Below are 13626 nucleotides of genomic sequence, written 5' to 3'. Positions count from 1 at the left end.
CGAATCGAGGCGGGTCCGCCGTCGATGCGCGAGGATGAGAGCATGTCCTCGCGTACCGCCGTCGCCGTCTGCCAGTTCGCCCCGACCGACTCGCGTGACGGCAATCTCGAGCGCATCGCCGAACTCGTCGCCGAGGCGGCGGGGCGGGGCGCGCGCCTGATCGTGCTTCCCGAGTACTCCAGCTACTTCGTGAACCCGATGGACGAGACCCTCGCCGCGAATGCGGAGGCGCTCGACGGGCCGTTCGTGCAGTCGCTGATCGCCCTCGCCGCCGAGCACGCCGTGGTGATCGTCGCCGGTCTGGTCGAGCCCGCGGAAGACGGGCGACGCGTGCGGAACACGCTCGTGGCCGTGCGCGGCGACGGCATCCTCTCGGTCTACCGCAAGCAGCACCTGTACGACGCGTTCGGCCAGACCGAGTCCGACTGGGTCGAGGCGGGCACGGTGGGGGAGGCGGCGGTCTTCGACCTCGCCGGTCTGCGCTTCGGACTGATGACCTGCTACGACCTCCGCTTCCCCGAGGTCGCGCGCACCCTGGTCGATGCGGGAGCCGACGTCCTCGTCGTGCCCGCGGAGTGGGTGCGCGGCCCGCTCAAAGAGCACCACTGGAACACCCTCCTCGCCGCTCGCGCGATCGAGAACACGGTGTACGTGGTGGCGGCCGACCACCCGGGCCCGATCGGGGTCGGCCTGTCGCAGATCGTCGACCCTCAGGGGGTGGTGACGGCGCAGGTGGGTTCCGGCGAGGGCATCGCGGTCACGTCCGTCGAGCGGGCCACCGTCGACCGCGTGCGGGAGACGAACCCCTCGCTGCGCATGCGCCGCTACACGGTCGTCCCGCGCTGAGCCTCGACGCGATACTTCGCGGGACGCGCGACGAGCCCTCCGAGGCTCAGCCCTGATCCCGCTCGCCCCTCAGCCCCGCAGCGCCGAGAGCCGTCGCACCGCCTCTTCCAAGACCTCGACCCGCTTGCAGGCCGCGAACCGCACGATGCCGGCGTACTCCGGATCCGCGCGGTGCGCGGGAGAGAGGAACGCCGCCATCGGGATCGCCCCGACTCCGACGCGGGTCGGCAGGGTGCGGCAGAAGTCGGCGCCGTCCGCGCCGCCGATCTCCGTGGCGTCCGCGATCGTGAAGTATCCGCCCTGCGGGGCGAACACCCGGAATCCCGCCGCCTCGAGACCCGCGCCGAGCAGCTCGTGCTTGCGGGAGAGTGCTGCCGCGGCATCCGCGAAGAAGGCGTCCGGGAGTCGGAGTCCCACAGCGATCGCGGGCTGGAAGGGCGACCCGCCGACGTAGGTGAGGAACTGCTTGACCGTGACGACCGCGGTGAGGAGGGCCGCCGGTCCGTGAATCCAACCGATCTTCCACCCCGTGGCCGAGAACGTCTTGCCCGCCGATGAGATCGTCAGCGTGCGCTCGGCGGCTCCCGGCAACGTGGCGATCGGCACATGAGGGGCGTGGAACGACAGGTGCTCGTACACCTCGTCCGTCACGATCACCGCATCGTGGAGCTCGGCGAGCCGGACGATCTCCGCGAGGACGTCCATGCCGAAGACGGCACCGGTCGGGTTGTGCGGGTCGTTCACCAGGATCAGACGGGTGCGGTCGGTCACCGTCGCGGCGAGGCGATCCAGGTCGGGCTGGAAGTCGGGCGCGCGGAGCGGCACCGTGCGCAGCGTGCCGCCGGCGAGCGACACGGCGGCCGCATACGAGTCGTAGTACGGCTCGAACACGACGACCTCGTCGTCGGGCCCGTCGATGAGAGCGAGGAGCGTCGCCGTCAGGGCCTCCGTCGCGCCGACCGTCACGAGCACCTCGGTCTCCGGGTCGACGTCGAGCCCGTAGAACCGCTTCTGATGCTCGGCGATGGCGAGGCGCAGATCAGGGGTGCCGCGGCCGGGCGGGTACTGGTTCACACCGTCGGCGATCGCGCGGCGGGCAGCCTCGAGAACCTCGGCGGGGCCGTCCTCGTCGGGGAACCCCTGCCCCAGATTGATCGCGCCGGTGGTCGCCGCGAGCGCCGACATCTCTGCGAAGATGGTGGGCGCGACGGCCCCGTTCGTCGCGAGCAGGCCAGCGCCCGCCGCCGTGCGCCGCCATGCGCCGGGAATCACACTCATGGACACCAGGCTAAGGCCATAGACGAAACTCACCTCGGCCATAAGAAACGCACAGACATCAGGGGCACTCTGAGAGGGTCGTTGAAGGAGCACATCATGAACGAGGACACCCCCCAGGACCACCCGGCACCCGAAGTGCCGTCCACCCCCACCGCGGAGGGCACCGGCCGACCGGCCCCCGCCGCGGCCGACCGCCCCGTCGCGCCCGAGCACATCGCTCCCGCTGCGCCCGAGCGTCCCGCATCCGTCGAGACCTCCGCGCATCCCTTCGCTGCTCCCGCCTCCGTCGGCGCCCCCGTCGCCGGTCACGAGATGCCGCGCACCTTCGCCTCGACGCACCCGCAGTCCACGGCCGCAGCCCCGGCGTACGCGGCCTCGACGGGGGCGGCCTTCGGTCTGCCCGCCGGCCCCGATGCTCAGGCGGCCGCACCCGCCGCGGCGCCTACCGAGTCGATCAAAGAGAAGCCCCGCGGGGGTGTGCGCCTGGCCGCCGTCGTCGTGGCGGCCGCTCTGGTGGGTGGCGTCGCCGGCTTCGGCGGCGGCGCGATCTGGAACGGCATCGGCGGGGAATCGTCCGTGGGTGTGGCCGAGGGGCCGCAGACCGTCACGGTGAACAACCCGGGCTCGGTCAACGAGACCACCGCGGTCGCCACCACCGCCCTCCCGTCCGTCGTCACCATCGAGGTCGCCGGTTCCAGTGAGGCGGGCAGCGGGTCGGGCGTCATCATCAGCGACGACGGCTACGTGCTCACCAATACGCACGTCGTCACGCTGGGCGGCGCGGTCGCCGATCCGACGATCCGGGTGACCGCCTCCGACGGGCGCATCTACTCCGCCACCGTCGTCGGCACCGACCCGATCTACGACCTCGCGGTCATCAAACTCACCGACGCGAAGGACCTGACGCCGATCGAGTTCGCCGATTCGTCCAAGCTCAACGTCGGCGACACCGCCGTCGCGCTGGGCGCCCCGCTCGGGCTGTCGAACTCGGTGACCACCGGAATCGTCAGCGCTCTGAACCGGAGCATCCAGATCGCCTCGTCCGCCCTTCCCGACTCGTCCGGCGAGGACGCGCCGCAGGAGCAGTCCCCCGAGGAGGGGCAGCAGGGCCAGGGTCCGTTCCAGTTCGACCTTCCGGGCAACGGCCAGCAGCAGACGTCCGACTCGATCTCGATCGCCGTCATCCAGACCGACGCCGCCATCAACCACGGCAACTCGGGCGGGGCCCTGGTCGACAGCGAAGGTAAGCTCATCGGCATCAACGTGGCGATCGCGAGCTCGGGATCCTCCGAGGAGTCCGGGTCGATCGGCCTCGGGTTCTCGATCCCCTCGAACATCGCCAAGCGCGTGTCGGAGGAGATCATCTCGGACGGTTCCGCGAGCCACGGACTGCTGGGAGCGTCGGTCCAGGACGCCGCGTCGACCGAGGACGCGACGGTCGCCGGGGCGTCGATCGCCGAGGTCACCGGCGGCGGCGCCGCGGCCGAGGCGGGTCTCAAGGCGGGCGACGTCGTGACGGCGTTCAACGGCGTGCCGATCTCGAGCGCGACGGATCTGACGGCCCAGGTGCGTGCGGCTGCCGGCGGCAGCGACGCGACCGTCACCTACAACCGCAACGGCAAGGAGTACGAGGTCGACGTCACCCTCGGCGAACTTGCCGGCTGACCCGATCCGACTCGGAGAACGGACGCCACCCCGCTAGGCTCGCGGGGTGGCGTCCTTCTCGTTCGGGTCCGGCAACGCGGCCAAGCTGCTGCGGATCCCGCTGTATCTCCTGGGACGCATCGGGACCCTCGTCGTGCCGCGCGGCGAGCGGTGGGTGGTCGGGTGCGGCGCCGGGATCGGCGACGGAGCCCTCGCCCTCCACACCTTCGCGCGTGAGCAAGGCCATGATCTCGTCTGGCTCACCTCCTCCGTCCGAGAAGACGCGGATGCCGCGGCGCTCGGTATCCGCACCGTGCGCAAGAGCGGATGGCGTGGCTGGTGGGAGACGGCCCGGGCCGGAGTCGTCGTGGTGACCCACGGGCTGGGCGACGTGAACCGCTATGGCAGTACGGGCGCGTTCGTCGTGCAGCTGTGGCACGGCATCCCGCTCAAGCGCATCGGCCTCGACTCGCCCGCCACCACCCAGGTGCCGTCGGTCCCCGGGGCACCCCTCCTCCGCCGCGCGGTCGCGGTTCTCTATCGCCGCGCCGCGCAGCGCATCCGCCTCCTCCCCGCCGCATCGCACCGTGCGCGGGGCCGCCTCGAATCCGCCTTCGCGCTCCCTGGCGACCGTGTCGTGGTCACGGGGGAGCCGCGGGTCGACGTCCTCTCCGCCGGCACCGACGAGAGCCGCCGCTCGCGCGCCGAAGCGCTGCTGGCCCGCGCCGTCGACGGCCTCCCCGTCGGCCCGCGCCGCATCCTCTATGCGCCGACCTGGCGCGACGGCGCCGCCGACCCGGCGGTTCCGGACGCGGACGAGTGGGCTCGCATCATCGAGGTGCTCGACCGGCACGACGCCGTACTCCTGATCCGCTCGCATCCCCTGGGCGAGGGAGCCTACGCGCCCCCCTCCACCGCTCGGGTCCGGATGCTCGGGTCGGGCGTCCTCGCGGACGTCACACCGGCTCTCCCGGCGATCGACGTACTGATCACCGACTACTCCTCTCTCGCATACGACGTCGGCCTGCTTCGGATGCCCGTGCTCTTCCTCGCTCCGGACGCCGAGGAGTACGCCCGCACGCGCGGATTCTACGGCCGTTTCGACGACGTCGCCGGCGACGACTGGGCGCCGGGATGGTCTCCGCTCGTCTCTCAGCTCGCGGCGATCCTCGACGACGACGCGGCATTCGCCGTCCGCGCCGCGCGATCCGCGTCGCTCAGCGCCGCGATCCACGCGCACCGCGACGGTCGCAACACCGAGCGCGTCTACCGCGCGATCCGCGCGCGGGGTGTCCGCGCGCCGAAGGGAGCAGCATGACGACGGCGCGCATCGACGAGGCGGCGCAGACGCTCGTGATCAGCGGCACGGGGGAGCGCCCCGCGACCGCCGACCTCATCGGAGCGCGAGCGCGCGTCGCCGCGCGCGTGACCGGGGGCGGTAAGACCTGGCGGGCCGTCTTCGCATTGGAGGCGTCGCGGTGGGGTGGGCCCTCGCTGCCCCTGCCGACGGGCACCTACCGGCTGCGCATCGCGGGTGTCGACACGTCGGGCCTCACGATCGCGCCAGTGCTTCTGCGCGGTGTGCGGGCATCGGTCGACGATGGCGCCGTCCGGGTGGCCGCCCCCGTCGACCCGGCGTACTTGAGCGCCGAGGGGCAGGCGACCCTCGAGGAGCGCTACGCGGCGCACCGCGGAGAGCGGGAGAACGCGGTCTTCTTCGAGAGCTTCTACGGTCGCAGCGTCGGATGCAATCCGCAGGCCATCGACCGCGAGATCGCGCGCCGAGCACCCGGAGTGCGCCGCTACTGGAGCGTCGTCGACCTCTCCGTGCCCGTTCCGGAGGGCGCGGTCGCCGTGGTCGAGGGCAGCCCGGAGTGGTGGCGCGCACGCGCAGACGCGCGACTGCTGGTGGTCAACGACTGGTTGCGTCGACGTTTCGCGCGCAAGCCGGGGCAGCGGGTGCTGCAGACCTGGCACGGGACTCCGCTGAAGCGGTTGGCACTGCATCGGCCTGGGTTCGACCTGCGCCGCATGGCGGCGGTCGTCAAGGAGTCGCGCCGGTGGGATGTGCTGCTCGCGCAGAACGTCTACGCCGAGCGCATCCTCCGCAAGGCCTACGCGTTCTTCGGACGCCCGATCTGGGTAGAGGGCTATCCCCGCAACGACGCCCTGGTGGGCGGCGATGCGTCGGGCATCCGCTCCGCACTGGGGATCACCGATGACGAGCGCGTGCTCCTCTACGCCCCGACCTGGCGCGACGACCGCGCCGAGATGGTCGACTTCGTCGACGCCGCGCGCCTCGCGGAGGAGGCCGACGCGGTCGTGCTGGTGCGCGGGCATTCGCGCACCCTCCCCGAGGGGCGGGACCATGCGGGGGCCCGCGTCATCGACGTCACCGGCTATCCGGAGACCGCGCAACTGCTCCTCGCCGCGGATGCCCTCATCACCGACTACTCGTCGGTCATGTTCGACTTCAGCGTGACCGGCAAGCCGATGTACTTCCTGGTGCCCGACATCGATCATTACCGCGGTGATCTGCGCGGGTTCTACTTCGACCTGGCGGAGCGCGCCCCCGGACCTCTCGTGCACTCGCAAGAGGAGCTCGTCGCGGCGCTCGCTGACGACGGGCATGCCGCGCGGTTCGCCGAGCGCTACGCCGCATGGCAGCGGCAGTTCAACACGCGCGACGACGGGCATGCCGCGGAGCGCGTGGTGGACCGCATCCTCGACCAGGGGTTCCTCGACCGCTGAGCGCTGCGGCGGCCCGGCTCAGGGGAGCGGGGTGTTCTGCGTGCCCAGACGTGAGGCATCGACCGTGTCGTGCGCACCACGCAGCACCCCGCCGATGAAACCGACGCCCCAGGACAGGTGCATGGTCGGCAGCACGACGAGTGTCCACAGCCGCTGACGCCATCCGCCGCCCCGGGGTGCCAGCGCGACCGCGACGACGAGCAGCGCGTAGGCGACGAGCGGCAAATAGACGATCGACGAGAGCAGTCCGGCGAGTCCGTGCAGGACGCCGGTGAGCTGCAGCACACCGACCACGACGGCGAGCAGGACGAGTCCCACCAGGGCCGGCGGGGCGAAGTACCGCAGGCTGTTGCGCCGACCGAAGCGGCGCACGAGTTCTCCGCGCCACGCGCCGGTCGCCCGGAACTGACGGGCCAGCCGGATCCAGCTCTCGCGCGGCCAGTAGGTGACCGACAGGCGGGGATCGAACCACACGCGGTGCCCCGCCTGGCGGATGCGGAGGTTCAGCTCCCAATCCTCGCCGCGTCGGATGCTCTCGTCGAAGAGTCCGACCTCGTCGAGCACCGAGCGGCGCATGACGCCCAGGTAGGCCGACTCGGCCTCGCCTTCCTCGGCCCCACCGTGATAGGCGCCGCCGCCCAGACCGACGGGCGAGTTGTAGAGCCGGGCGACCGCCTTCTGGAACGGCGCGCGGCCCTCGGCGTGCATGACGCCGCCCACGTTCGCCGCACCCGTCCGCTCGAGCGTGGCCAAGGCCCGGGCTGCGTAGCCAGGCGCCAGCTCGGAGTGCGCATCGACGCGGATGATGATCGCGTAGCGGCTCGCGCGAATCGCCGCATTCAGGCCCACCGGGATATGGGCGGCGGGGTTGTCGACGAGGCGGATCCGGTCGTCGTCGGCGGCGAGCCGACGCGCGAGTTCCGTCGTGCCGTCCGTCGACGGCCCGAGAGCGAGGACGAGTTCCACCGGCGCATCGAGGTCCTGCGAGAGCACCGACCGCACGGCGTGCTCCAGGTACGCGTGCTCGTTCAGCACCGGCATGACGAACGAGACCCCCGCAGCGGCCGTGGGCGTCTCTTCGTCGTGCATTCGTCGATCATGTCATGAGCGACGGAGCATCCGCTGGAGGCCGGTCGGGGGCGCGGAACGGCCCGGTATCCTGGAGGGATGGGCGCACTCTCCGACGTGAAGAAGGCATACGGTCTCCTCCGACGGGCTCTCGCCTCCCGCAGGTCGGTGCAGCACGTGCGGCGCATGCTCGCCACCCGTGAGCCGTTCCCCGACGATCACTTCCAGATCGCGGTCTACTTCGCCGACGGCGCTGTGAACATGTATCAGATGCGCCAGTGGTACCGGCCGCTGGCCGAGCTGGCCACGCGCTGGCCCGTGGTGGTGCTGGCGCGCCACGCCTCGGGAGCCGAGAAGCTGCTCGAGGAGGACGGTGCCCCTCCGGTCGTCTTCGTGCCGACGGTGCGCAACCTCGAGAAGTTCGTCGCGAGGCAGGACATCCGCATCGTGCTGTACGTGAATCAGAACACGCGGAACTTCCAGATGTTCCGGTACGGGCGCCGGTGGCACGTGTTCATCAATCACGGCGAGTCCGACAAGATGTACATGACGACCAATCAGTACAAGGCCTACGACTACGCCTTCGTCGCCGGGCAGGCCGCGCGAGACCGCCTCACCCGCACGCTCTGGGACTACGACGTCGATCGGCGAACGCTCGAGATCGGGCGTCCGCAGGCCGACCACTACTCCGGGGTCGTCCCCTTCACGCCGGATGCGCGCACCGTCGTCCTGTACGCCCCCACGTGGGAGGGCGACCGCCCCAGTGCGCATTACGGCTCGATCGCCACGCACGGCGAGGCCCTGGTCGGTGCCCTCCTCGCCTCCGGTACCCATCGCGTGATCTACCGGCCGCACCCGCGCAGCGGTGTGGTCGATGCGGCGTACGGGGCCGCGCACCGGCGCATCCTGGCCGCGCTGGAGCAGGCCAACGCCGCCGATCCCTCGGCTCAGCACGTCTACGACGACGGACCGGAACTCGGCTGGCAGCTCTCGACGGCCGACGTCGCCGTGGTCGACATCTCCGCGATGGTCTACGACCGTCTGGCGGCCGGGAAGCCCCTGCTGATCACCCGCCCCGCCGACGACCGCGCATCGGTCGACGAGTCGGGCTATCTCGCCGACTGCGAGTGGCTGACCGTGGACGGTGCTTCGCGCATCGTCGAGGAGGTCGAGCGCGTTCGCGACGACGAGGCGTCGGTCGCGCGCCTGCGCATGTGGGTGCAGCACTACTTCGGCGACACCTCGCCCGGAGTCGCCACCGCGAAGTTCCACGCCGCGATCGAGGAACTGCTGGCCAGGTGGGACGAGTGGCACGGCCGCGAGATCGGAGACGTCCCGACCGGACCGGCCGGTGACGACGACATCGACGCGGTCGTCTGACGATGGGGTTCCCGCGAAGCACGGCGCGCGCGAGCCGGCTCGAACTCGTCGCCCGCACGGGGTCGACCAACGCCGACCTGCGTGCCCGTGCCGGCGACGCGGCGTCATGGCCGCATCTGTCTGTGCTCGCCACGCGCGACCAGACCGCGGGGCGGGGTCGTCTCGATCGTGTGTGGACGGCGCCGGCCGGTGCGGCGCTCGCGGTCTCGGTGATGCTGCGGCCGCGGATGGATCCCGCGTTGCGGGGGTGGATCCCGCTGATCGCGGGCGTCGCGATGGCCGACGCGATCACCGCGCAGCTGCCGGGCCGGGACGTCGGCGTCAAGTGGCCGAACGACGTGCTGGTCGACGGGCGCAAGATCTGCGGCATCCTCGCGGAGGCGTCCGACGATGCCGTGATCGTCGGCGCCGGCGTGAACACCGCCATGACGGGGGAGCAGCTGCCGGTGCCGACGGCCACATCTTTCGCCGTGCTCGGCGCCGTCGCGGACGAGGATCGCCTTCTCGCCGACTACCTCGATCGCCTCGACGAGCTGCTGGGGATGCTGTCGACGTCGGGTGACCCGATGGCCGGAGGCGTGCACGCGGTCGCGACCGCGAGGAGCGCCACCCTCGGTCGCGAGGTCGAGGTGGCCCTGCCGGGCGGACGGATGCTCGCGGGCACCGCCGTCGCCCTCGACGACGAGGGGCGGCTCGTCGTGGCCGCGGAGGGGCGCCGCGACGCCGTTTCGGCCGGCGACGTCGTGCACGCGCGGCGGCTGTGAATCCGCACACGCCGCGGCCACGCAGGGGGATGTCGGTCCCGACGGGCACAATGGTGGGGTGACGCAGCCTGTGACGCTCGGAGGACGTCCGATGATGCCGCCGCCCGGCGTGCCGTCGGAGGAGCGTCTCATCGCGCGATTCCGCGGTCATGCGCGGCGGCTGTTCTGGTCGGCGGTTCTGCTCATCGCGACCTTCGGCGCGACGGCGTATCTGTACGGCAACCTGCCGGCGCCGTTCGAGGACTGGATGCTGCTCTCGGCGGCGGGAGCGATCATCCTGCTCCTCGTCGTGCTGCCCTACCTCGTCTGGCTCTCTCGAACGACGACGATCACGACGCGTCGGATCATCGCTCGTCACGGGCTCGGCTCGCGTCAGCGGCGCGAGATGTCCCATGCGCGCGGGTACACGATCGCCGTGCGGCGCGGACCGCTGCAGCGACTCTGGGGCACGGCGACCATCACCCTCTCGAACGGCGTCGACGACCCGCTGCGGCTGGTCGAGGTTCCGAACGCCACGCTCGTGCACGAGACGCTCGCCGATCAGATCGAGGTCAGTCAGATCCTCGCGCACCGCGACGCGCAGGCCGGCGGCGAGTCGTCCGCATCTGCGTGACGCCCGCGGGTTCCGCCCGGTCGGCGCGGGTCGCCGTGATGGGCGAGAATGGTCGAGACGAGAGGAGATCCGTTATGGCACTGCGTGTGGGCGTGATCGGCGGAGGACAGCTGGCCCGGATGATGATCGCCCCGGCGGTCGAACTCGGGATCGACATCCGCGTGCTCGCGGAGGGCGAGGGCATGTCGGCCCAGCTCGCCGCGACGGCGGTCGGCGACTACCGCGACCTCGCCACCGTGCGGGCGTTCGCGGCCGACGTCGACGTCGTCACGTTCGACCACGAGCACGTGCCGCAGGAGGTGCTGCGGGCTCTCGTCGACGAGGGCGTCGCGGTGCACCCCGGACCCGACGCTCTGCGGTTCGCCCAGGACAAGCTCGACATGCGGGCGCGTCTCGCCGATCTCGGCGTGCCGCAGCCGGAGTGGGCGGCCGTGCGCTCGTCCGACGACCTGCGCGCCTTCCTCGATGCCCATGGCGGTGCCGGGGTGGTCAAGACCCCCCGCGGCGGTTACGACGGCAAGGGCGTGCGCGTGGTGCGCACGGCCGATGGCGCCGACGACTGGTTCGCCCAGCTCGGAGCGGGCGAGGCGCTGCTCGTCGAGGAGCTCGTGCCGTTCGTGCGCGAGCTCGCCCAGCAGGTCGCGCGCCGGCCCAGCGGGCAGATCGCGGTGTACCCGGTGGTCGAGACGGTGCAGCGCGACGGCGTCTGCGCCGAGGTCATCGCCCCCGCGCCGGCCGCTGCCGACCGCCTCGCACAGGTCGCCTCCGAGATCGGCGTCCGCATCGCCGAAGGACTGGGCGTCACGGGAATGCTCGCGGTCGAGCTCTTCGAGACCGACGACGAGCGCATCCTGGTGAACGAGCTGGCGATGCGCCCCCACAACAGCGGCCACTGGAGCCAGGACGGCGCGGTGACCGGCCAGTTCGAGCAGCACCTGCGCGCCGTCGCCGATCTGCCGCTCGGCGCGACCGCTCCGCGTGCCCCCTGGGCCGTGATGGTGAACATCCTCGGCGGCCCGCAGGATGCGACGATCGACGAGCGCTTCGACGCCGCCATGTCGGCGCACCCCGACGCGAAGATCCACACCTACGGCAAGGCCTCGCGCCCCGGCCGCAAGGTGGGCCACGTGAATGTGGCCGGCGACGATCTCGACGACACGGTCTACACCGCCCGGGCCGCGGCCGCGCACTTCGACTGATCCTCCGCATCGTGGTGCGCCCCGGCCGCGCGCCTTCGGGGGATTCCCCGGAGCGAGACCGTACCCTGTTCTGGTGACCGAGCCTCTGCACTCCTCCGAGACCCCGCTCGTCGGCGTCATCATGGGTTCCGACTCCGACTGGCGCGTGATGAGCGACGCCTCTCAGGCGCTGAGCGACTTCGGCATCCCGCACGAGGTCGAGGTGGTCTCCGCCCACCGCACCCCCGACAAGCTCATGAGCTACGCCCGCGAGGCACGGCGGCGAGGCATCCGGGTGATCATCGCCGGAGCCGGGGGAGCCGCCCATCTGCCGGGCATGGTCGCCTCGATGACACCCCTGCCCGTGGTGGGGGTGCCCGTTCCGCTCGCGTACCTCGACGGCATGGACTCGCTGCTCTCGATCGTGCAGATGCCCGCGGGTATTCCGGTGGCGACCGTGTCGATCGGAGGAGCCCGCAATGCCGGACTCCTCGCCGCGCGCATCCTCGCAACGTCCGACGACGACCTCGCCGATCGGATCGAGGCGTTCGCCCGCGACCTCGAGGCGCAGGTCGAGGCGAAGAACGCGCGGCTGAAGGAAGCTCTGTGACCCTCGCGCCCCCGCGCGCCCCGGCGCGGCCACTGATCGAGACGCATCCTCTCCGTCGGCCCGATGCGTCGGATCCGGTGATGATGGGCAAGCGCGGCTGGTGGCTCGTCGTGCTGAATCTGCTGATTCCCGGATCGGCGCAGGTGCTTGCCGGCAACCGTCGCTTGGGCCGTATCGGTCTCGGGGCGACTCTGACGGCGTGGGCGCTCGTCGTGATCTCCGCCGGTCTCGTTCTCTTCGCTCGCCCCGCGTTCCTCTGGCTCACGGTGGGAGCCGGGTGGTTCTCGGCGCTCGTGCTCACCGTCGTGCAGATCCTGCTCGTCGGCTACGCGGTGCTGTGGGCCGTCCTCACCTTCGACGTGCTACGGCTCGTTCGGCTGGTGCGCACCCCTCCCGTCTCGCGCTTCGCGATCCCGGTCGTCGCCCTCATCCTGCTGGGTCTGGTCGGCGGGGGCGCCGCCTATGCCGCCACCGCGGTCGGCAGCGCCCGGAGCACGATCTCCTCGATCTTCGGCCAGAGCGGGCCGAGCCTTCCGCCCGACGACGGCTACTACAACATTCTCCTCTTGGGCGCTGACAGCGGCGACGGCCGCGATTCCATGCGTTTCGACAGCATCTCCGTGGTCTCTGTCAACGCCACCACCGGGGCGGTCACCATCACGGGCATCCCGCGCGAGCTGCCGAACGCGCCCTTCAGCGAGGGGAGCCCGATGCGCGAGCTCTACCCGAACGGTTTCGAAGGGCACGGCTCATCGAGCTGCGGATGGAACGGCTGGATGAACCACATCCGCAACGCCGCAGAGATCTGCCGCGAGGACAACGGCACCGGTCTCTATCCCGACGCCGCGTCGCACGGCTCGGACCCGGGCATCGAGGCAACGAAGGATGCGGCGGAAGGCGTGCTGGGTATCAAGATCCCGTACTACGTGTTCGTCGACATGCACGGCTTCGCCGATGTCGTGGATGCTCTCGGCGGGGTCGACATCAATGTCACCGAGCGGCTTCCGAAGGGTGGTCCGCCCGAGGGGTGGCACGGTACCGACGTCAACGAGTGGGCGATTGGCTGGATCGAGGTCGGCCAGCAGCATATGGACGGCGACACCGCCCAGTGGTACGCCCGCTCGCGCTACACGACGAGCGACTGGGACCGGATGAAGCGTCAGCGCGAGCTGCAGCAGGCGATCCTCGACCAGTTCACGCCGCAGACGGTGCTCACACGCTTCAACGAGGTTGCGGCGGCCGGCACGGCGCTGATCGACACGGATCTGCCGCAGGACAAACTGCCGGAGTTCTTCGATCTCATGATGAAGGCCAAGGAGCAGCCGGTGCAGACGATCGAGTTGACGCCCGAGAACGGCGTCGACGAGAAGCAGCCCGACTACGCCTACATCCACGAGATGATGCAGCAGGCACTCCACCCGCCGACGGAGACGCCGACGCCCGCTCCGTGAGGCGTGGCGCTGTGCGCGCCCGCCCGGATGTGCTGTCGGTACC

Annotated in this window: 12 protein-coding genes; 10 read left to right on the top strand and 2 right to left on the bottom strand. The window is 71.1% G+C overall.

Annotated features, from left to right (window positions below; translation table 11 throughout):
* Window positions 1-42: 42 nt before the first annotated feature.
* Window positions 43-846: a carbon-nitrogen hydrolase family protein gene (locus tag AC3A3J_RS12785; RefSeq protein ID WP_487672631.1), complete on the top strand. Its 804-nt coding sequence runs from the start codon at window positions 43-45 to the stop codon at window positions 844-846.
* Between the two features lie 69 nt (window positions 847-915).
* Here the strand turns inward: AC3A3J_RS12785 and AC3A3J_RS12780 are convergent, their stop codons facing one another.
* Window positions 916-2124, bottom strand: coding sequence for an aminotransferase class I/II-fold pyridoxal phosphate-dependent enzyme (locus AC3A3J_RS12780; protein WP_487672630.1), 1209 nt, complete (start codon window positions 2122-2124; stop codon window positions 916-918).
* A 96-nt stretch (window positions 2125-2220) separates the two neighbouring features.
* Here AC3A3J_RS12780 and AC3A3J_RS12775 point away from each other — a divergent pair, with 96 nt between their 5' ends.
* The 3 genes from AC3A3J_RS12775 to AC3A3J_RS12765 are packed head-to-tail and all read left to right on the top strand — an operon-like array spanning window position 2221 to window position 6519.
* On the top strand, window positions 2221-3789 hold the full coding sequence (locus AC3A3J_RS12775; protein ID WP_487672629.1) for a S1C family serine protease: 1569 nt from the start codon (window positions 2221-2223) through the stop codon (window positions 3787-3789).
* Between the two features lie 46 nt (window positions 3790-3835).
* On the top strand, window positions 3836-5086 hold the full coding sequence (locus AC3A3J_RS12770) for a CDP-glycerol glycerophosphotransferase family protein (protein WP_487672628.1): 1251 nt from the start codon (window positions 3836-3838) through the stop codon (window positions 5084-5086).
* Entirely contained in the window at window positions 5083-6519 is a 1437-nt protein-coding gene (locus AC3A3J_RS12765; RefSeq protein WP_487672627.1) for a CDP-glycerol glycerophosphotransferase family protein, read from the top strand. The genes AC3A3J_RS12770 and AC3A3J_RS12765 overlap by 4 nt, the downstream gene beginning before the upstream one ends.
* Window positions 6520-6537: 18 nt before the next feature.
* Here the strand turns inward: AC3A3J_RS12765 and AC3A3J_RS12760 are convergent, their stop codons facing one another.
* Window positions 6538-7608, bottom strand: coding sequence for a glycosyltransferase family 2 protein (locus AC3A3J_RS12760; RefSeq protein ID WP_487672626.1), 1071 nt, complete (start codon window positions 7606-7608; stop codon window positions 6538-6540).
* 78 nt (window positions 7609-7686) lie between these two features.
* Here AC3A3J_RS12760 and AC3A3J_RS12755 point away from each other — a divergent pair, with 78 nt between their 5' ends.
* The 6 genes from AC3A3J_RS12755 to AC3A3J_RS12730 all read left to right on the top strand — a co-directional run bounded on the left by AC3A3J_RS12755 (window position 7687) and on the right by AC3A3J_RS12730 (window position 13583).
* Complete coding sequence (locus AC3A3J_RS12755; RefSeq protein ID WP_487672625.1) at window positions 7687-8967, top strand: CDP-glycerol glycerophosphotransferase family protein; 1281 nt, start codon at window positions 7687-7689, stop codon at window positions 8965-8967.
* Between the two features lie 2 nt (window positions 8968-8969).
* Window positions 8970-9731, top strand: a complete 762-nt coding sequence (locus AC3A3J_RS12750; protein ID WP_487672624.1) for a biotin--[acetyl-CoA-carboxylase] ligase — start codon at window positions 8970-8972, stop codon at window positions 9729-9731.
* A 94-nt stretch (window positions 9732-9825) separates the two neighbouring features.
* Window positions 9826-10344: a PH domain-containing protein gene (locus tag AC3A3J_RS12745; RefSeq protein WP_487673111.1), complete on the top strand. Its 519-nt coding sequence runs from the start codon at window positions 9826-9828 to the stop codon at window positions 10342-10344.
* Window positions 10345-10418: 74 nt separating this feature from the next.
* Window positions 10419-11543, top strand: coding sequence for a 5-(carboxyamino)imidazole ribonucleotide synthase (locus AC3A3J_RS12740; RefSeq protein ID WP_487672623.1), 1125 nt, complete (start codon window positions 10419-10421; stop codon window positions 11541-11543).
* A gap of 121 nt (window positions 11544-11664) precedes the next feature.
* Window positions 11665-12132 (top strand): 5-(carboxyamino)imidazole ribonucleotide mutase, encoded by a 468-nt coding sequence (gene purE, locus AC3A3J_RS12735; RefSeq protein WP_487673110.1) that lies wholly within the window; start codon window positions 11665-11667, stop codon window positions 12130-12132.
* Window positions 12129-13583: an LCP family glycopolymer transferase gene (locus AC3A3J_RS12730; RefSeq protein WP_487672622.1), complete on the top strand. Its 1455-nt coding sequence runs from the start codon at window positions 12129-12131 to the stop codon at window positions 13581-13583. Before purE ends, AC3A3J_RS12730 begins: the two co-directional genes overlap by 4 nt.
* Window positions 13584-13626 lie beyond the last annotated feature (43 nt).

It is taken from the genome of Microbacterium sp. Soil_N32 (assembly GCF_057655505.1).
This window is presented reverse-complemented; position numbering and strand designations above follow the sequence as displayed.

Coding starts and splice junctions, on each gene's coding strand:
- AC3A3J_RS12785 (WP_487672631.1), top strand. CDS start 43: ATGTCCTCGCGTACCGCCGTCGCCGTCTGCCAGTTCGCCCCGACCGAC.
- AC3A3J_RS12780 (WP_487672630.1), bottom strand. CDS start 2,124: ATGAGTGTGATTCCCGGCGCATGGCGGCGCACGGCGGCGGGCGCTGGC.
- AC3A3J_RS12775 (WP_487672629.1), top strand. CDS start 2,221: ATGAACGAGGACACCCCCCAGGACCACCCGGCACCCGAAGTGCCGTCC.
- AC3A3J_RS12765 (WP_487672627.1), top strand. CDS start 5,083: ATGACGACGGCGCGCATCGACGAGGCGGCGCAGACGCTCGTGATCAGC.
- AC3A3J_RS12760 (WP_487672626.1), bottom strand. CDS start 7,608: ATGCACGACGAAGAGACGCCCACGGCCGCTGCGGGGGTCTCGTTCGTC.
- AC3A3J_RS12755 (WP_487672625.1), top strand. CDS start 7,687: ATGGGCGCACTCTCCGACGTGAAGAAGGCATACGGTCTCCTCCGACGG.
- AC3A3J_RS12750 (WP_487672624.1), top strand. CDS start 8,970: ATGGGGTTCCCGCGAAGCACGGCGCGCGCGAGCCGGCTCGAACTCGTC.
- AC3A3J_RS12745 (WP_487673111.1), top strand. CDS start 9,826: ATGCCGCCGCCCGGCGTGCCGTCGGAGGAGCGTCTCATCGCGCGATTC.
- AC3A3J_RS12740 (WP_487672623.1), top strand. CDS start 10,419: ATGGCACTGCGTGTGGGCGTGATCGGCGGAGGACAGCTGGCCCGGATG.
- purE (WP_487673110.1), top strand. CDS start 11,665: ATGGGTTCCGACTCCGACTGGCGCGTGATGAGCGACGCCTCTCAGGCG.